Below are 18,155 nucleotides of genomic sequence, written 5' to 3' on the forward strand. Positions count from 1 at the left end.
TAGCTCGGCCACTTGCGCGAAATTCGGCTCTGTCAGCCGGAAGAGCAGGATCGTGACTCCTCCCCGCCCTGAAGAGCGGGGCTTCTCGCTATGCCGGTTGGGCTTCGCGACGGACCAGCCCGGCCCGTAGGACGTTGAGAGCCCCGGCTGTGTCGGCGTGTGCGCTGTGGCCGCATGCGACGCAGTGGAACTTCTCCTGTGTGGGCCGGTTTTCCTTCGCGGTGTGCCCGCATTCGGGGCACGTACGGGAGGTGTTGCGGGGGTCCACGGCGACCACTTCCCGCCCGGCGCTTTCAGCCTTTGCGTGCAGGATCGTCAGGAACACCCCCCAACCGGCATCGTTGATCGAGCGGTTCAGCCCGGCCTTCGCGGCGGCACCGTTGGGCAGGAAGGTGCCCGGCTGGTCGGGGTCCGGCTTGGAGGCGGGGGCCCTGCTCATGTTGCGGATCTTGAGATCTTCGTGCGCGATGACGTCGTGCGCGCGGACCAGGCCGAGGGCGGTCTTGTGCGTGTGATCCAGGCGCTGACGGCGCACCTTGCCATGCAGTTTGGCGACCTGCTCCACGGCCCGCCGGTGGTTGGCGGTGCGGTCCTTCGCCTTGCGGCGCGGGAACCGGGACAGTGCCTGCTGGGCGGCTTCGAGCCTCGCGGCAGCGCGGCGTCCGTGCCTGGGTTTCTCCACGAACCCGCCGCCCGAGTCGGCGAGGAAGCTGGCGATGCCCAGGTCGATGCCGGCCACGCTACCCGTCGGCGGCAGTGGCTCGGGCCGCTCCTGCTCAGCGGTCAGCACGACGAACCATTTGTGGCCCTTGCGCTTGACGCTGACCGTCTTGACCTTGCCCACTACGGGCCGGTACTGGTTCACCTTGACATGTCCGACACCCTGCAAGCGCACGCGGGTCACAGTGTCGTGCGGGGTGGAATCCCAGCGGCAGCCGTCCCCGTCCTTCGGAAACTCCACCGTGTCGAACCAGTTCACCCCACGAAAACGCGGGCGCGCGGCGTGGAGAACTTCAGCAGCGCCTTCGCCGGGGCAGAGACACCGCCGGAGGCCACCAGGCCGGGCGGAGCCCGGGAGCGGCCCGCAATGCGGGCCGCTCGCACTGCACTTGGGTCCCGGAGCGAAGCGGAGGGACCTGCCCGGCTTGCCGCCAGCGGTGCGCGCTCCGCTCCCGCTCCGCGGGAGCGCGGTGATACCCGCTCCGGCAGTCGTTAGCTGCCGCCGCACTGCTCCTGCACGGCGAACGGAAGGCTTCCGTAGCCCGAGACGTTATACGAGCCGAGGGAGCCGTCGGCGGCTGCGGTGAGAACCGCCATCGTGGGGATGGTGAAGAGCCGTTCCAGCTGGCCGTTGCTCTTCTGGCCGACCGAGCGGACCTCGTAGAAGATCGCGCCCTTGGTCGAGGTGTGCAGCACCGGCTGTTCGTCGGCGGGGGCCGTGCCACCCATGAGCATGCGGCTGAAGACGGCGTTGGTGATGTCGATGAGCGGGTAGTGGGCGGCATTGGCCAGGCCGTAGTGGTCCAGCGCGTCGACGCTGACCATGGCCATCTGCCGGTTGGTGAGCCACTGTTCGGCTGTCATCCGGGACGGGGCGATCGAACGGGCTCCGATCTGGAACTGGTTGAGGTCGTTCGTTCCCGCGACCACCGGGGCCTGACCCATGTGGTGCAGGTCGAGGCCCAATTGCGGGGCGGTCCGGCGCCACAGCTTCCAGTAGGCGACCGACTCCGGCTGGGCGAAGTTCTCCCAGTCACGGTTGAGGTCGGTACGGGTCGGGGTGGTGCTCTGGCGGATGTTGGCCTCGGCGCCGTCCGGGTTGTACATGGGGAGGACGACGACGGTGAGCTTCTCGCGGATGAGGCGTGCGGCAGGGTCGCCGCTCGCCAGGTGCCCGAGAATCTGGAGGACGGCCTCGGTGCTGTGCAGTTCGTCGCCGTGGATACGGGCCTGCAGCCAGAAGACGGTCGGCCCAGTGCCGACGGTGGCGTACAGCAGCTTGCGTCCCTCGCCCGACAGACCGGCCGTTCCGACATTGACGAGTCCATGCGAGTTCCGGGCGATACGGTCGAGCTGCCGGACCACGTCGTCGTATCCCGCGACGCTGGCCAGGCTGACGTTCTGGTCCGGCTGGATGCAGGGCCCGCCCGGCAGATGCGCCGGGTCCGCCGAGGCGGTGGAGACGCCGGCCAGTCCGGCGGCCAGCGCGCCAGCAGCGCCGAGCAGTGTGCGTCGTCCGATCATGGGTGCCTCCCTCACAGGTCGTTGCGCGGATTGCCGATGGACGGGCCGGCCGGCGGAATGTCGTAGTAGCGGGCCGGGTCGACGTTCTGGATGTCACCGGTGGCGAGGCTCTCGAGCGTGGTGCCCATCCCGATGAGCGACTGGCGGATCAGCATGCCCATGGACTTCTGGGCCACCGAGCGCGTCTCGTAGAGCATGATTCCGGCGCCGTTGAGTGCGTACGATCCGAGCGCGGTGCCCGGCAGTTCGACGTCGGGGTAGCGGGTGATGCCTCCGAAGCCCGACTGGCCCAGGGCGCGCAGGGTGTCCCAGACGAGCACATTGACCCGGAAGCCCAGGTCGCGGGCGGCCGGGTCGAGCGGATACCCGGTGGTGCCCTTGGTGACGATGCCGACCAGCTGGAGCGTGGTGAGCTGGTTGTCCGTTTCGGACTGCGTGTTGCTGCCGCGGTGGTGGTGGTCGATGAAGACCTGCGGCCGCATCCGCTGGAAGACCGCCGCGGAGGTGCGCGCCTCGGGCGTTACGAAGAAGCCCGGCAGCTCGGACAGTCCGGGCAGCAGGCCTTCGTCGCCAGGCTTCAGCCGGAACGTCAGATCCGGGTGGAAGTCGCGGTTGATGTCGTAGCCGGAGACCCGGCCGGGCTCCAGCAGCGTACGGGGCAGATACCACGGCGCCGGTGTGCCCGCCGCGAGTCCCCATTCCTGCGGTGTCCAGCGCTGGGTGTTCTGCCGCCGCTGTACGAGGAAGCCGTCGGCGTCCCGGAAGTCGGCGCCGTCCATGTTGAGCCGCGGGATGAACCAGACCGCGAGCCGGTCGAGGATCGCCTTGACGGTCGCATGCGAGCTGGTGGCGAGCGTCTGCATCAGATGCAGCGCGACCTCGGTGCCGAGAGGTTCACCGCCGTGGATCTGGGTCTGGATCAGTACGGGGAGCTTGCCGGCGGCGGGCTCGCCGAACCGTACGACATGGATGGGCCAGCCGCCGGCCGAGTGACCGGCCACCTCCACGGCCATCCTGCCCTTCGAACCGGCCGCGATGCTCTGGAGTTTGGGGCCGAGTTCGGAGTTCGCCGTCAATGCGGCCTTCTGGACTGTCTGTTCCGGCTGGATCCACGGCCCGTTGGACCGCGACTGCGGTTCCGCGTAGGCCGACGGCTGGAGAACCGTCCCCACCCCGAGGCCTGCCATCCCGGCCAGGATCGTGCGTCGACGCATGTGCTCTCGCTTTCCGGTCGATGGGAGGGATCCCCCCGGTCCCCTCCGACAAGAACGATTGCAGCGATCACGGTCTGTCGGCCCAGTCTGATTCCTGGCAGCGTGCATGACAAGACATCAGCATCCTCTGGTTTCACTGCTGTATCGGGGCAGGAACGGGCATCGGCCCGGCCGGTCATCGAGGCGCTGGGGCGCCAGTCGGGGCGGGACGGCCCGGGGTGGCAGCTCCCCATGGAACGGCCACCCCTGTGGTCAGCGCTTCGGAACCGGGAACGCCACCGGGCTGCGTAGGCCGGCCCGCGGGCCCTCCTTGAGCAGGTAGGCGCGGTGCAGGGTCGGATGGGCCTTGGCGATGAAGGCGAGTTGGGCACGCTGGCCAGCAGTGAGGTCCTCGGGGTTTTTCCACAGCGCGAAGCGGGCCTTCTTCAGGGACTTTGACCCGCGCGTGGCGCGGCCCTTGCCACCGCGCTCGGCGTTCCACACGGCGCGGCGGACCTCGTCCAGGGCATCGGTGGCCCACTGCACGACGTGGAAGGGGTCCATTATTCGCACCGCGTTCGGACACCGCTCGGCCACGACCGTGGAGATCCACTCGGCGGCATCCGCGGTCACGTGTGTGATCTTCGCCGACCGCTCCTCGCCCAGCAGGTCGAAGAACGCCCGCACGGTGTCCGCGTCCCGACGGCGGACGACACCGGAAAACAGCGTGCGGCCCTGCTGGTCGCTGAAGGTGGTGGTCTTGATCGTGTTCTGCTTCTTCTTGCCGGACACGAAGGCCTTGCGCCCCGGCCGTCCGGCGCGTGGGCGTCGGACCTCGGGCGGGCCCAGGTATCGGGCGCGGGGCCGTACGGAACGAGATCAGGACGGGCCAGCACACGGTGGTCCGTCTGCGCCGCCGCGCCCAGCTCCTCTTCGGCCTGCACGGAGGTCGGGGAGGTGAGCGGGTGGGGCGGGGCGGCGGTGGTGGAGGCTTCGAAGCGCCGGCGGCGTAGTTTCTCCGCGGCTTTCAGATCGGCTTTGAGCCGGCGGGCGGCCGCGGTGCGTGCGGCTTGGACGGAGCGGATCTGCTCCCTGCTCGCGGCGGCGGCCAGGAAGGCCGATCCGAGGTGGCGGCCGGTCGCGGCGTCGAAGACTTCGATGGTGTCGTCGTGGTGGGGCAGGTGCCGTACCGAGATTTTGGTGCCGGTACGGCCGTTCATCCAGGGGGCGAGGTAGTCCCGGCGGCGCCACCGCACCCCGCTGGTGCTGATCGTGTACGTGCGGCCGTCGTCCTCCAGGGCGAACGTCGCCAGCTGCCCGGCGGACACATCCGTCAGCGGTGTCGCGTCGGCCTGCCACGCCTCGACGGGGGTTTTCCCGTTCAACGCGGACGGGTGGTGGCAGGTGTTCCACCAGGCCACCCAGTCCAGCAGCAGGCCCACGAACGCCTCGTAGGTCAGGGGCGGGGCGTCGGGGTCGGCGAGATGGCCGCCGGTGAGTTTTTGGCGGCCGGTGTAGCGGGGGAGTGAGACGAGGAACATCTCCTCCACCGCGTCGTTCAGCGCCTCGATGGTGCCCTTCAGATGCGGGGTGTAGGCGGGCAGATCGGCCACGGGGACGGCGAGCGCGCCCATCGCCGCGGTGACCGTCGCGCACAGGAACCCCTTGCCGCGATCGACCCGGATCTGACCGGGCAGCCCGCCCACCGGCCCGAACGGCTCGGTGCGGGTAATCGCAATGCGCAAGGACGCCAGCACCGCGTCCCGGCTCGGCGCGTGCGCGGTGACCGCCACCCCGGTGATTGCTTTGGTGGCGCAGTCGATGAACCAGGTCACCCACGGAGTGGCCAGCTCACCCTCCACATCGACCCCGACGGGCACGTGCTTGTGGTCGCCCTCCCACACCGCGTTGCGGTGCGTCGCCGGACGCTGCCCGAAGACGTCATGCGCGTGCCGCGCCGCTTCCCCGCTCTTGAGGCCGGCCCGTTCCCCGCGGGTCAGGTCCCGGCGGACCGCCCGGTGCAACGTGGAGAGCGACGGCACCGCGGGCGCGTCCGGATCCTCGGCCGCCCGCTGGTGCTGAAGAAACTGGACCGACCGCTGCTTGCGTGGACACAGGAGTCGCAGGCGTACCTGTTCGACTCGGCCGCGCACTACGCCGAGTTCGCCGATGAGCCGGGTGGCCTGTCTCCGCTGGAGAAGAAGATCGCTGCTCTGCCGCCGCGGCGGGAGTGGAGGATGGAGCGGATCTGGACCCCGGATGAGGAGTCCAGCGAGGAACACGACGCAGCGTACGAGAAGGCCAGCGTGACGATCGGCGGCCGCCTGCTGCACCCCCGCGATCTCGACTCCTACGCCACCTTCGCCTACGAGTACGCCGCCTCGAAGACGAAGGCGACTTCACCGACGCCGAAAACGGCACTGGCGACCTCACCACAGCCCTGGCATGGGCGGCCGCCGGCGTCTGCGTCCTCCAGCAGTCCCTCCCGTACCGTTCCTGGGCAGTGAGCAGGAGTGAGTCCCGGCTCACCGGTACGCCCCGAACGGTCTTGGGCGCACTGGTACTCCGCTTTCGCGTCCCGGTCGGCGACGCATATCCCGTATGCGGTCCGTCCCGGGCGGGCGGAATTCCTACGACCTGGCCATATGGGTGTGGCCAGAGGCGACGGGGAGGCCCCGAACCATCTCGCTGGTGACACGGGGGCCCCGACTGCTGACGCCACACCCGGCGTCCCAGATCGCACCGAATACGTTACGCACACCCCGCCGGGCATACCCGCAGCTCGTCACACCGTTCACCCAATCGTGTCCATGTTCGCCAAAACGATGTGCTTGCTCAGCAGTTGTGAACCCCTTCAGGGACGTCCTGCTCTACGGCGACACCGGCAACCGCCCCGCCCACCGCATCCTGTTCGCCTACGCCTCGCTGCTGCGCCTCAAAGACCCGCGCAAGGCCGCGCCCTGGTTCACCGCGCTGGGAAGCTGACCAAGCCTCAGAAGCGGCTCCAGGCCGCCTGGTGTAGGCAACCGAATCTGAGTGGCAACCGCAGGTCAGGGCACAGGCGCGCGAGCAGGCAGCCGCCTCCAGCGGCATGATGGTGGAGGTGACGGCGTACTTCGGATTCGCTTGCAAGGGCAGCTCGGACGATGGCCGCGAGCGCACCATCACCACGCCGATCTCACCCACCTACGCCGCGCAGATCCTCCAGCTTCGGGAGGATGGTGCGACGGAGGAGGAGCTGCATCCGATCGTCGCGGGGGTCATCACCGAGTCGTATTTCACGGAATGGGGCACCAGTTTCACGGAAATGGGGCACCAGCGCCGCTGGCCTGCGTGCGGATGTTACGCACGTCCAGTCAATAGATTTCCGGTTCTGGCACGGTCGAATTTCGGGCCTGCCATAAACCATATTCTGCGGGCCGCCACACAGCGCTCCGGCGGCGGCCCGCTCCCGAATCCGCACCATGAATACGAGGCCGAAGATGACCACGCCCTGGCCGCCCCGGCGCACCGCGCGCCGACAGCTCGCCCGTCGGTTCGCTGGTTGGCGTGCGTGGAGACGGCGTGAGGTTCCACGTCCGGGAACGGAGCAGCCGACTCGTCCCGCGGACGAACGGGAGATCCAGCACCGGTCGCCCGGGCGGCGCCTGCGCTCCCTGGTGAGCGCGCGGAGCGTCGCCGGTCAGGTGTTCCTCCTGCAGCTGGCGGTCGTGGTGCTGCTCGTGGCCGCGATGGTGGTGACGCTGGCGGTCCAGGCCCAGCACCAAGGGACGGAGAAAGCCCGCGACGAGGTGCTTGCCGTCGCCGAGGCGTTCGCGAATTCTCCGGGGATCGTGCAGGCGCTGGACAGCCGCGATCCGAGCGCGGTACTGCAACCGCTCACCGAGAGGGCCCAGAAGCGGTCCGGCGTCGACGCCATCGTGGTCATCAGCACGGACGGGATCCGGTACACCCACCCCGACCCGCATCGGATCGGGAAACACGTAGTCAAGGGCGACCCCTACCGGAAGGCGGTGAGGGGCACGGCCCTCACGGACTCCGAGGTGACTCCGCTGGGCGTTTCGGTCTTCGCGGAGGTCCCCGTCTTCCGGCCTGACGGCTCGGTCGCCGGCATCGTGTCCCCCGAGATCAAGGTCAAGAAGGTGAACGAAGCGGTGGCCGGGCAGCTTCCGGTGCTCTTTGGCACCGCGGGCGGCGCGCTCGCCCTGGTCGCGGGCGGGTCGGCGCTGATTGGCCGGCGGCTGCTGCGCCAGACCCGCGGACTGGGCCCCGCCGAGATGACTCGCATGTACGAGCATCATGACGCGGTGCTGCATGCGGTGCGCGAGGGCGTGCTCATCGTCGGCGGTGATGGGCGGCTGCTGCTGGCCAACGACGAGGCGCGGCGGCTGCTGGAGCTGCCGGCGGACGCGGAGCAGCGCCAGATCACCGACCTCGGCCTGACCCCGGGCGCCGCCGAGCTGCTTTCCTCGGGGCGGACGGCCACCGACGAGGTCCATCTGGCTGGCGACCGGCTGCTGGCCGTCAACGTCCGGCCCATCGAGCGCTACGGCGGCCCGGCGGGCAGCGTGGCCACGCTGCGCGACACCACCGAACTGCGCACACTCGCAGGCCGGGCCGAGGTGGCCCGCGAGCGCCTGCAGTTGCTCTACGACGCGGGCGTGCGGATCGGCACCACGCTGGATGTGGTGCGCACCGCCGAGGAGCTGGCGGAGATGGTCGTCCCGCGGTTCACCGATTTCGTCACTGTGGAGCTGCTGGATCCGGTGCTGCGTGGCGAGGAGCCGGCCGAGGCAAGCACCGAAATGCGCCGCACCGCCGTCAGCGGCGTCCGTGGCGACCTGCCTCTCTACCCCGTGGGGGAGCTGATCCGCTTCGCCTCCACCAACCCCATCGCCGCCGGGGCGGCCGGCGGCCACGCTGTGCTGGAGTCGGACCTCGCCGACTCCGACGGCTGGCGGGCCCAGGACCCGGAGCGGGCGCGGCGGGTGCTGGAGTACGGAATCCATTCCCTGATCTCGGTGCCGCTGCAGGCCCGCGGGGTGGTGCTGGGGATGGCCAACTTCTGGCGGGCGGACGCCTCCCCTCCCTTCGGGGAGGAGGACCTTTCCCTCTCCGAGGAGCTGGCCAGACGTGCTGCGTTGTGCATCGACAACGCCCGCCGCTACACCCGCGAGCACACCCTGGCGGCCACTTTGCAGCGCAGCCTGCTGCCCCGCACCCTGCCCGAGCAGACCGCCGTCGAGGTCGCCCACCGCTACCTGCCCGCCCAGGCCGGGGCGGGCGGCGACTGGTTCGACGTCATCCCCCTGCCCGGCACCCGGGTGGCCCTGGTGGTCGGCGACGTCGTTGGCCACGGCCTGCACGCCGCCGCCACCATGGGTCGGCTGCGCACCGCCGTGCACAACTTCTCCGCCCTGGACCTGGCCCCGGACGAACTCCTGAGCCACCTGGACGAGCTGGTCGCCCACATCGACCACGACGAGGCCGATGGCCAGGGGGTCACGGGGGCCACCTGCCTGTACGCCATCTACGATCCCGTCTCCGGCCGATGCACTGTGGCCCGGTCTGGCCACCCCGGCCCCGCCCTGGTCCACCCCGACGGCACCGTCACCTTCCCGGACGTACCCGTCAGTCCCCCGCTGGGCCTGGGCGGCAGCCTGCCCTTCGAGACAGCCGAACTCACTGTGCCCGAGGGCAGCCAGCTGGTCCTCTACACCGACGGGCTGATCGAGGACAGGGACCGCGACCTCGACACCGGAATCGAGCAGCTGCGCACGGCCCTGGCCGATGCTGTGGACCGCACCCCGGAGGCCACCTGCCAGACCGTCTTCGCCACCATGCTCCCCGAGCGCCCCCGCGACGACATCGCCTTGCTGGTGGCCCGGACCCACCTGCTGGACCCGGCCCGGGTCGCGGACTGGGAGGTGCCCTCCGACCCGGCGGCAGTCTCCCGCGTCCGTACCGACGTCACCCGCCAGCTGGAGACCTGGGGCCTGGACCAAGTCGCCTTCACCACCGAGCTGATCGTCAGCGAACTGGTCACCAACGCCATCCGATACGGCACCCAGCCCATCCGGCTGCGCCTGCTGCACGACCGCAACCACCTGATCTGCGAGGTCACCGACGGCTCCAGCACCTCCCCCCACCTGCGGCGGGCGGCCACCACGGACGAGGGCGGCCGCGGGCTGTTGCTCGTCGCTCGGTTCGCCCAGCGCTGGGGCACCCGGTACGGCGCCCGCGGCAAGGTCATCTGGACCGAACAATCCCTCCACGACGCCGCAGCCGAACCCGGTGCAGGCCTCGGCGACAACCTGTTGGATCTATGGACTGACACAGAGCTGTGACGGCGGCGTATTCGGTTGCAGCGCAACTGCTGGTGCGGGTCGCGGATCTGGATCCGGGTCTGCGGCCGGCACTGCTGGCGCTGGTCGAACCTGATTGGAGTCCAAAGCCCGCGGCCGCCGGCCTTTGAGGACGCCCGTGGCCGCCACGACCTCCCTGACCTTGTGGAACAGCCGGTTCGGGTCACCGGAGCGTTGCAGGCGGCGGCGGAAGTAGGTCAGCAGCGAGGGATCGAAACGCGGTGTCGTGGAGCCCCAGCCCGCACGCTGCCTTCCAGCGCAGGTCACAGCGCTGGCTTTGTTCACGTCCAGCGACGCTGCTCTTACCCGGCGTTTCGAAGAGGTCGCGGAGAAGACCGACCGCGAGTTCGGGATCATCAAGTCCGACCTCACCGCGGTGCGTCTGCAGGTTGGGAACCTTGATCAGAAGGTGGACCGGCTTGATGGCCGCCTTGATTCGCTCAGCCAGCAGATGGAGCGTAGCCAGGCGCAGATCATTGAGCTGCTCGCGCAGCTGGTCGGCAGAGATCCCGCCGCCGGCTGATCGTGGGCCGTGGTTCGGCCAGGCGGATCAGTGCGATGTGCTGGTTTGGTGTCAGTGGGGTGCGATCTCTCGCTTTCGTGCAGTGAATGGTGTGACAGTGGCGGGTTCCTCGTGTGTTGCCGGGACATGCTGGTCAGTGAGTTGTTTTCGCCGGGCAGTTTTGGCCCCACCCCGCCGAGTTGTTTTGGCCCCACTTTGGGCCGTGTGGGTGAACGGCGTGGGAGGGCTGCGGGAGGAACGGATTGTTCTGGCCCCACCCTCGATCGGGTGACGTTTCCTGACTGTCCTAGGACGGAGCAGGATCGTGTCTTTTGGCCCGGGTTGGTGGCGGTAACGTGTGATTCACGACGCCCGCCCGGCCGCTTCCCCTGACAGGAATGCGGACGGGCGGGCGCCTTGTTGGCGCCCGCCCGTGGGCGATGGTGTCGGCGTACACCTGACTGTCCCCAGTCACGTACAACTGAACGTGCCCAGGTTGCAGCGCCGGATTCAGCTCCTCCGCCGGTAGGTACCGGGTGCCGTTCCGTGCGTTCGTTTGAACGCGTTGGCGAAGGCGAACTCGGATGTGTAGCCCACTTGGGCGGCGATGGATCTCAAGGGTGCGTCCGAAGTCCGCAGCAGGCGCGCCGCCGTGGTCATCCGCCACCAGGTCAGGTAGCCGAGGGGCGGTTGACCGATCAGCAGGGCGAAGCGCCTGGCGAACGGAGCCCGGGAGAGCCCGGCTTCCGCCGCGAGTTTCGCCACTGTCCACGGCGAAGCCGGGTCTCGGTGGATGGCGTGGAGGGCGGCGGTGACCGGGGGGTCGTTGAGTGCGGCGGCCCATCCGGTGGTGTTGCCCAGGGAGGACTGTCCGTTGAACCAGATGCGCAGGATGTAGAGCAGCAGCGCGTCCAGCAGCGCGGGGACGGCTGCGTCCGTGCCCAGACGCGGGTTCTCCACCTCTGCGGCCAGTAGCTCCACGGCTGAGCTCAATTGCGGATGGCGGACCGCCTGTGTCGGCAAGTGGATCAGTTGCGGAAGGGTCAGCAACAGGGGGTGAGTGCGGGACGGGTCGAGCTGGTAGGCCCCGCAGAGCACCACGGTGACCGGGCCGTCGTCTCCGCTCCGGTCGACGCTGTCGGAGGCGTAGGTGCCGGACAGCTGGTGGTCGTCGGGGCCGCAGGCAGGGGCCGTCACTGGGGTTTCGGGGCTGTCGGCCAGGGTGTGCCCGCTGCCGTGGGGAAGGAACACCACGTCGCCCGCGCCCAGCTGGACGGGCTGCGCCTCCGGAGGCAGCAGCCAGCAGGAACCCTGCAGGACCACCTGGAAGCCCGCCGACCCTGGGACGGAGGCGAACTCCTGTCTCCACGGGGCATGCCACCGCACGTGCGCCGACCGGGAGCGGCCGGTGCGCGTCACCGCGACCACGTCGCTGAGTACATCCATGCGCTGAGCGTACGTGTGCGAGACGTACGCGCATGAACTGGGCGCTCTGACGCATGGATCGTCTCCGCGTGCGTTCGTAGATTCGCGGTATGACGATGATGAAGACCGCGCGTATCCATGAATTCGGCGATGCTTCCGTGATCCGTTACGACGCAGTTCCGCGCCCTCGACCCGCCTTCGGTGAAGTGCTCATCCGTGTCGCCGCGACCTCGTTCAATCCCACCGAGGCCGCGTTGCGCGCCGGAATGCTGCAGGCGTTCCTCCCTGTGGACCTGCCCTACACACTCGGGTGGGACGTCGCCGGCACCGTGGCCGAGATCGGCGCGGGGGCGCAGGGGTTCGCCGTCGGCGACCGGGTCATCGGGTGGCTCGACAGCGGTGGGGCCGCCGAATACGTACGGGCGCCCGTCGCCGTGCTGGTCGCGGTACCGGACGCTGTCCCTCTCGCGAACGCTGCGGCTCTTCCCTTGGCCGGCCTGACGGCATGGCAGGCGGTCTTCGAGCATGGGAAGGTAGCCGCTGGCCAGCGGGTGCTGGTCAACGGTGCAGGCGGCGGCATCGGCGGCTTCGTCACGCAGCTCGCGAAGTATGCCGGAGCCGAGGTGATCGCCACGGCCGGTGCTCGAAGCGCCGAGGCGGTCCGGAGGCAGGGTGCGGACCGAGTGATCGACTACACCGCAGGGCCGGTGGGCGCCTCGCTCGACGGCCCGGTGGACACTCTGCTCAATCTGGTCCCGCTGAGCCCGCCGGACGCCGCAGCTTTGGCGCCTCTGGTGCGGCCGGGCGGGCGTATCGTCTCGATCGCGACCCCGGTCGAGTCACCTGCTGATGCCGGGGTGACTGCGATGCACATGGTCGCCCGAAACGATGTAGCGCGTCTGGCGGCGCTTGTGGAACTCGTCGAGGCGGGCGCGGTCGCCATCGACATCAGCGAGTCACGCCCGCTGACCGACCTCGCAGACGTTCACCGCCTCAGTGAGGCCGGCCGGACCCGAGGCAAGGTCATCATCATTCCTTGAGGCTGGGCGGCCGAACGCTCTCTTCAGCTCCCGCGCACCCTTCCCGGTGGGCACGTTCCCGTGTACCTGGCTGAGCATGTTGGCGGGTACGCCGACAGAGGGGCTCGCAGGATTGTCAGCAGGGGACCGCTGCCGGTCAGTTCGCCGCTGCGTCCTTAGATAGGACTTTACCGGTTAACCATCACCATATTGCCCAGCCGTGGCCGCATGCGTTTCCGTGAACTGCCAGCGGTACCCCCCCGCTTTCCTGGACGACGGTTGGCATCTGAGTGCCACGCGGGCCGGTCCCGGAGGACCGGCCCGCGTGGGTCAGAGGGACACGGTCAGGAGGCCTTCTTCAGCGTGAAGTTGCCGGTCGTCGTCTCACCCTTCTTGATCTTCACACTGGTGGTGATCGACTGGTAGCCGTCCTTGAACGCGGTCACGGTGAGCGGGTTGTTGCGGCTGTCCAGCCACAGGGCGAAGGTGCCGTCCTTGGCCGTCCGCACCGTGTAGCTCGCCGCCGAGCCGTTGATCTGGACCGTGGCCCCGGCGAGCGGCACGGTGCCGCCCTTGCCGTCGGCGCCCAGCACGGTGCCGGCGTACTTGCCCCAGCTGGCCGGCGGGTTGACGTGCATGGTCACGTCGATCTCGGGGCTCTGGTACGGAGTGTCGGTCCGGGCGGTCAGCGCGGCGGTGTAGTCGCCGGGCTGGGTGATCTCGGGGACCGAAGCGTTCAGGGTGACCGTGACCGTGGTACTCGCCCCGGGCTGGAGCGTCACCTTCTGCTGGGAGGTGGACAGCCAGCTGACGTCCCAGGAGCCCACCTGGTCGTAGCCGGGCAGCACCTCGACGATGACCACCGGCGTCACGCTGCCGCCGGGGCTGCCGCCGACCTTGTAGAAGCCGGCGGCGCCGCCGGCACGGTAGACGCCGAGGTTGGCGTTGGGCAGGGCGGTCCAGCTGCCGGTGCGCGGGTCGAAGGCGAAGCCCTGGTTGGTGACGCCCTGTGCGGTGACGCCGCCGGAGGTCAGCAGCAGGCCGTTGGCCGAGCTGTACGCCGAGCCCCACAGGTCGATGGGCAGGTCGGCGATGGCAGACCAGCTGTCGTACGCCGGGTCGTAGACGTAAGCATGCTTCACAGAGGCGGTGTCGGTCACGCCGCCGGCGCAGTAGAGCTTGACGCCGATGCCGCCGCACGCCGCCCAGGAGACCGGCTCCGGGTAGGGCGCGATCTGCGACCAGCTGTCGGACGTGGGGTCGTAGACGGTGACGTCCTTGGTGCCGCAGGAACTGGTGGCGCAGCCGCCGACGACGTACAGCTTGCCGTCGAGCACCGCGCTGCCCGAACCGGCGTACGGCTTGGGCGAGGGGGCCTTGGTGGTCCAGGCGTTCGAGGCCGGGTCATAGACTTCGAGCTTGGCGTCGGGGCTGCCGGAGACGCCCCAGCCGCCGACCGCGTACAGCTTGCCGCCGATGAAGCCGTGGGCCGGGGCCCTGCGCGTGTCGGCCGCGGAGGCCAGCTGGGACCAGGAGCCGGTGCCGGGGTCGTAGGCGTACAGCGCGTTGGTGTCCTCGCTACCGGTGTAGCCGAAGGCGGAGTAGAGCTTGCCGCCACCGGCGTCCACCGCGTTGTCCTGCAGGCCGGTCGGCAGGGTGGCCGCCAGCTGCCAGGCATCGCCACCCGCGTTGGCGGTCGCCGCGCTCGCCCGGGCCTGCGTCCCGGTGCCCTTGTCGGCCTTGGTGGCCAGTGGCGAGAAGGTGCCCTTCACCAGGTTGAGCGGCGCACCTCCGGCGGCCTGCATGTGGAAACCGCCCGACTGCTCGCCCAGGGTGAGGGTGGCGGGTGCCCCGCCGGTGTTCTTCACCGTCAGGTCCTGCGTGGTCTGCTTGCCCCAGTCAAGGGTCTTGTTGACGGATCCTGGGGTGATGGTGAGCCGGCCTGCCTTGAGGGCGAACGCGGCCTGGGTGGTGCTGTCCGGGGCGACGTTCACCGTCTTGGCCAGGTCGGAGTAGTAGGGCCTGGAGGCGGTGAAGGCGTGGTCGCCGGTCTTGGTGGTGAACATCCAGTAGAAGCCGTCGCCGAGCGCCGGGTCGTCCGGGGTGGCGGCCGTGATGGCCTTCTCCTGCGGGGCGTCGCCGTTGACCACGGTGGCGCCGACGATGGCCTCACCGGTGTTGCCGTCGGTCACGGTACCGGCGACCAGGCCGCCGGGGACAGGCTCGTAGGTGCGCTGACCGACAAACACGTTATCGAGCGCCCACCAGTAGCCCGAGCCCGTGAAGTGGAACCGCAGCTGCACACCGGACTTCCCGGCGTAGGCGGTCAGCGGGACCTCGACGTGGCTCGGGCCGGTCAGGGTGGCGGTGCGCTTCCAGACGTTGGTCCAGGTGGCACCGCCGTCGGTGGTGACGTCGATGTCGGCGGTCAGGCCTTGGCCGAATGTCAGGAATTGGGTGTCGAAGGCGACCTTGGGGTCGGCGTAGCCGGTCAGGTCGAAGACCGGCGACAGCAGCGAGCTGTCCTGCTTCTTGCCGCTGCCGTAGTAATAGCTGTCGACTACGGCGAATCCGCCGGAGCCGCCGGTCCTGTTGCCCCGCTTGCCCGGGTCGCCGAACTCCCAGCCGCCGGTGGTGCCATCGGCGTTGACGACGCTCCAGCCCTCGGGAGCGGACGTGGTGGAGTCGAAGGGCTCGGTCGGGCCGGTCAGCTTGACCGCGTAGCCGGGGGCCCTGGCCGCCTTTGCGTCCACCGGGACGGCGACGTCCACGGTCTGCGCCGAGCCGCCGACGGTCACCTGCTTGGTGACGGGCTGGTAGCCGGGGTACTGGGCGTCGATGTGCAGGGTGTAGGTGCTGTCCTGCGGCAGCTCGATACTGTACGCGCCGGTGTACGGGTCGGTGTGCAGCGGTGCGCCTGGCACACCGTCGACGGTGATCTTGGCGTACAGTGGCCAGCCGTGGCCGGAGCCGTCGGTCACCTTGCCGGTGACGGTCCGGCTGGGCACCACGGCCAGGGCGAAGTCGGCGTTCAGGGTGCCGCCGTCGAGGACGGTGACCCCGGTGGTTTTCTTGGTCGCGTAGCCGTAGGCGGAGGCGGTGACGTCATAGGTGCCGGGCGGCACGACCAGGCTGTAGTGGCCCTTGGCGTCGGTGGTCGCGCGGTAGTCGCCGGCGGCGATGGAGACGCCGGACAGGGCCGCGCCGGAGGTGTCGGTGACGGTTCCGGAGACCTTGCCGTGCGGGCCGCTGCGGAACGCTGCGGTGCCGTTGGGCGTGCCCAGGCCGGTCGGGCCGTCGTACCCGGGACCGGCGGTGCAGAAGTAGCCCGGGTTGCAGCTGCCGTTGGCGCCCGTCGTCACGTCGTTGAGCGCCGACGGGTTCTGGGAGTTCTGGTAGGGGTACGAGTTGGGGTAGCTGCCCGTGACGGGGGTGCCTGCGGTCGCGTACACGCCCGCGATGATCGGCGCCGAGGCGCTGGTGCCGCCGTAGACGGCCCAGCCGGAGCCGCCGTAGGTGTGGTACACCGCGACCCCGGTGGCCGGGTCGGCGACCGCGGCCACATCAGCGACGGACCGCTTGCGGCAGCCGGTGTCGGTCTGGAAGGCCGGCTTGGGCTCGTACAGCGAGCAGCCCGAGCCCGTGCCGCCTGAAACGTTGTTCCACACCGACTCGGACCAGCCGCGGCTGGTGGCGGTGTCCCGCTTCAGGGCGGTGCCGCCGATCGCGGTCACATACTGCGAGGCCGCCGGGTAGGAGACGCCATAGCCACTGTCGCCGGAGGAGGCCACCACGGCGACACCCGGGTGGTTGTAGTGGGCGTCCAGCAGGAGCTCGGACGAGTCCTCGCCACTGCCCGGCGTGCTGGTGTAGTTGGTGCCGTAGGAGTTGGACACGTACTTGGCGCCCATGGCAACGGCCTGGTCGACGGCCGCACCCATGTCCGCGAAGCCGGCGCTGTCGGCCTCGACGAGAAGGATGTGGGCATTGGGGGCGGCCGCGGAGACCATGTCAAGGTCCAGCGATATCTCGCCCGCCCAGCCTGCGTTCGGGGCCGGGTAGTTGGTGCCCCCACGCTGGTCGACCTTCTGGAAACAGCCGTTGTCGGTGGTGCACGGGGACAGGCCGTACTGCTGGCGGTAGACAGCCAGGTCCGCCTCGGCGTTCGGATTGTCGTAGGCGTCGACGATGGCTATCGTCTGGCCCGCGCCACCGTCCGCCGGCAGGTTGTAGGCGCTCTGCAGATCAGCGGGGCCGAAGCCGCTCGGTGCGGCGGCCGCCAACTGGACGCCCTTGACGCCCTTGATGTCGGTACGACGCAGGGCGAAGCAGCTGAACTCGCCCTTCTTGGGCGTGCTGCAGACCTGCTCCACCCCAGGACCGGCCGCTGATGCGGAGGTGCCCGAAGCCGCGGCCGCGCTGTCCGTGGCGGCCTGGGCGGCGGGAAAGCCCGCCCCCATGACGGCCACGGCCACCGCGGTCAGTACGGCCAACCGCGCGGATATCCTCCGCGCGACTGGTCTCGATTGCCTCAAAGTGGGCAACGTGTGACTCCCATGTAGAGCTGGGGTCGACCCGTGCACTGGTTCCCGGTCGACAGCGGATGGCATTCATCCGCCGGTCCACCATTGGCGCGGCAACCCGCCACCGCAGCAAGAAGCAACGCGTGGCGGATGCATGGCATGGCGGCAATCCGCCATGCACCGAACAAGACTTTTCCGATGAACCATCACCACATTGCCCAGCAGCGTCCGGATGCGTATCCGTGAGCTGCGCCATGAGGACCGGCTGCACACTCCGCTGTCCTCGGCGCAGGGCGCACAGCGTTGTTGTCGGTGGCGGCGGTGCTCAGCGGCCGGGTTCCAATCCTGAATCAACCGTCAGGTACTTCGACCACGGCTCGCAGCGGGACGGCAGAAGGCGTCGGCGGCCAGCCTGAGAAGGAGCTCCCGGAACTGCCGGAGCGGCGGGCCTCCTGTTGCTCGGTGATTCGACACCAACGAGCTGTTCAGGAGGCCCTGCTCGTATGCGCCCAGCGCCCCGCGACCACCCAATCGAGACTCCCGTTCGACGGACACCGCTCAAGATCGGAACGACAACAGCTACTTAGCTTGGGGGTTTATCGCCAATCTCGTCAGCGGGATCGGCCACACGGTAGCGGCCCATGCTCCTGGAGATCAGAACGGCGCCCAGAGGGGTCATGCCATAGAGCACGGGGAAGTCTTTGCCGAATCTGGTGATGAGGAAGGCCAGCCCTGCGAGGGCGATGATCAGGACAGGGACGCCTGATGACGTGGCTGCAAACGATTCCCAGTCGGCGCCATCCCCGCGCTTCGGTGAGCCGTGTCCAGTCTGACGGTGACATGACGTCAGCGTAGTCGTGCAGCACTCGGCGATGCAGCTGTGT

11 protein-coding genes and 2 pseudogenes are annotated in these 18,155 nt (G+C 69.3%); 6 read left to right on the top strand and 7 right to left on the bottom strand.

What is annotated here, in order from left to right; genetic code table 11:
• Positions 1–88 precede the first annotated feature (88 nt).
• The 5 genes and pseudogenes from OH809_RS43105 to OH809_RS43125 all read right to left on the bottom strand — a co-directional run.
• Positions 89–994, bottom strand: a pseudogene (locus OH809_RS43105) (RNA-guided endonuclease InsQ/TnpB family protein); the annotation flags it as partial.
• Positions 995–1,212: 218 nt separating this feature from the next.
• Entirely contained in the window at positions 1,213–2,244 is a 1,032-nt protein-coding gene (locus tag OH809_RS43110; protein WP_406415353.1) for a M14 family zinc carboxypeptidase, read from the bottom strand.
• Positions 2,245–2,255: 11 nt separating this feature from the next.
• Positions 2,256–3,458, bottom strand: coding sequence for a M14 family zinc carboxypeptidase (locus tag OH809_RS43115; protein ID WP_406415351.1), 1,203 nt, complete (start codon positions 3,456–3,458; stop codon positions 2,256–2,258).
• Positions 3,459–3,710: 252 nt separating this feature from the next.
• Complete coding sequence (locus tag OH809_RS43120; protein ID WP_406424632.1) at positions 3,711–4,163, bottom strand: transposase; 453 nt, start codon at positions 4,161–4,163, stop codon at positions 3,711–3,713.
• Complete coding sequence (locus tag OH809_RS43125; RefSeq protein ID WP_406415349.1) at positions 4,067–5,479, bottom strand: Mu transposase C-terminal domain-containing protein; 1,413 nt, start codon at positions 5,477–5,479, stop codon at positions 4,067–4,069. Before OH809_RS43125 ends, OH809_RS43120 begins: the two co-directional genes overlap by 97 nt.
• A gap of 33 nt (positions 5,480–5,512) precedes the next feature.
• Here OH809_RS43125 and OH809_RS43130 point away from each other — a divergent pair, with 33 nt between their 5' ends.
• The 5 genes and pseudogenes from OH809_RS43130 to OH809_RS43150 all read left to right on the top strand — a co-directional run bounded on the left by OH809_RS43130 (position 5,513) and on the right by OH809_RS43150 (position 10,325).
• Positions 5,513–5,944, top strand: coding sequence for a hypothetical protein (locus OH809_RS43130; RefSeq protein WP_406514806.1), 432 nt, complete (start codon positions 5,513–5,515; stop codon positions 5,942–5,944).
• A gap of 337 nt (positions 5,945–6,281) precedes the next feature.
• Positions 6,282–6,422 carry a hypothetical protein gene (locus OH809_RS43135; RefSeq protein WP_406415346.1) on the top strand — a complete coding sequence of 47 codons (141 nt, stop codon included), beginning with the start codon at positions 6,282–6,284 and terminating at the stop codon, positions 6,420–6,422.
• 103 nt (positions 6,423–6,525) lie between these two features.
• Positions 6,526–7,005: pseudogene (locus tag OH809_RS43140) on the top strand (hypothetical protein); the annotation flags it as partial.
• 88 nt (positions 7,006–7,093) lie between these two features.
• Positions 7,094–9,784 carry a SpoIIE family protein phosphatase gene (locus OH809_RS43145; protein WP_406424630.1) on the top strand — a complete coding sequence of 897 codons (2,691 nt, stop codon included), beginning with the start codon at positions 7,094–7,096 and terminating at the stop codon, positions 9,782–9,784.
• 244 nt (positions 9,785–10,028) lie between these two features.
• Entirely contained in the window at positions 10,029–10,325 is a 297-nt protein-coding gene (locus tag OH809_RS43150; RefSeq protein ID WP_406415344.1) for a hypothetical protein, read from the top strand.
• 489 nt (positions 10,326–10,814) lie between these two features.
• On the opposite strand, the gene OH809_RS43155 is transcribed toward OH809_RS43150, so the two are convergent.
• Entirely contained in the window at positions 10,815–11,750 is a 936-nt protein-coding gene (locus tag OH809_RS43155; RefSeq protein WP_406415342.1) for an AraC family transcriptional regulator, read from the bottom strand.
• An 89-nt stretch (positions 11,751–11,839) separates the two neighbouring features.
• On the opposite strand from OH809_RS43155, the gene OH809_RS43160 reads away from it, so the two are divergent.
• Positions 11,840–12,769: an NADP-dependent oxidoreductase gene (locus tag OH809_RS43160; protein WP_406415341.1), complete on the top strand. Its 930-nt coding sequence runs from the start codon at positions 11,840–11,842 to the stop codon at positions 12,767–12,769.
• 323 nt (positions 12,770–13,092) lie between these two features.
• Here OH809_RS43160 and OH809_RS43165 read toward each other — a convergent pair whose 3' ends face one another.
• Entirely contained in the window at positions 13,093–17,241 is a 4,149-nt protein-coding gene (locus OH809_RS43165) for a carboxypeptidase regulatory-like domain-containing protein (RefSeq protein WP_406415340.1), read from the bottom strand.
• Positions 17,242–18,155 lie beyond the last annotated feature (914 nt).

Source organism: Streptomyces sp. NBC_00873 (assembly GCF_045207415.1).
Classification (GTDB): Bacteria; Actinomycetota; Actinomycetes; order Streptomycetales; family Streptomycetaceae; genus Streptomyces.

Coding starts and splice junctions, on each gene's coding strand:
- OH809_RS43115 (WP_406415351.1), bottom strand. CDS start 3,458: ATGCGTCGACGCACGATCCTGGCCGGGATGGCAGGCCTCGGGGTGGGG.
- OH809_RS43110 (WP_406415353.1), bottom strand. CDS start 2,244: ATGATCGGACGACGCACACTGCTCGGCGCTGCTGGCGCGCTGGCCGCC.
- OH809_RS43155 (WP_406415342.1), bottom strand. CDS start 11,750: ATGGATGTACTCAGCGACGTGGTCGCGGTGACGCGCACCGGCCGCTCC.
- OH809_RS43160 (WP_406415341.1), top strand. CDS start 11,840: ATGACGATGATGAAGACCGCGCGTATCCATGAATTCGGCGATGCTTCC.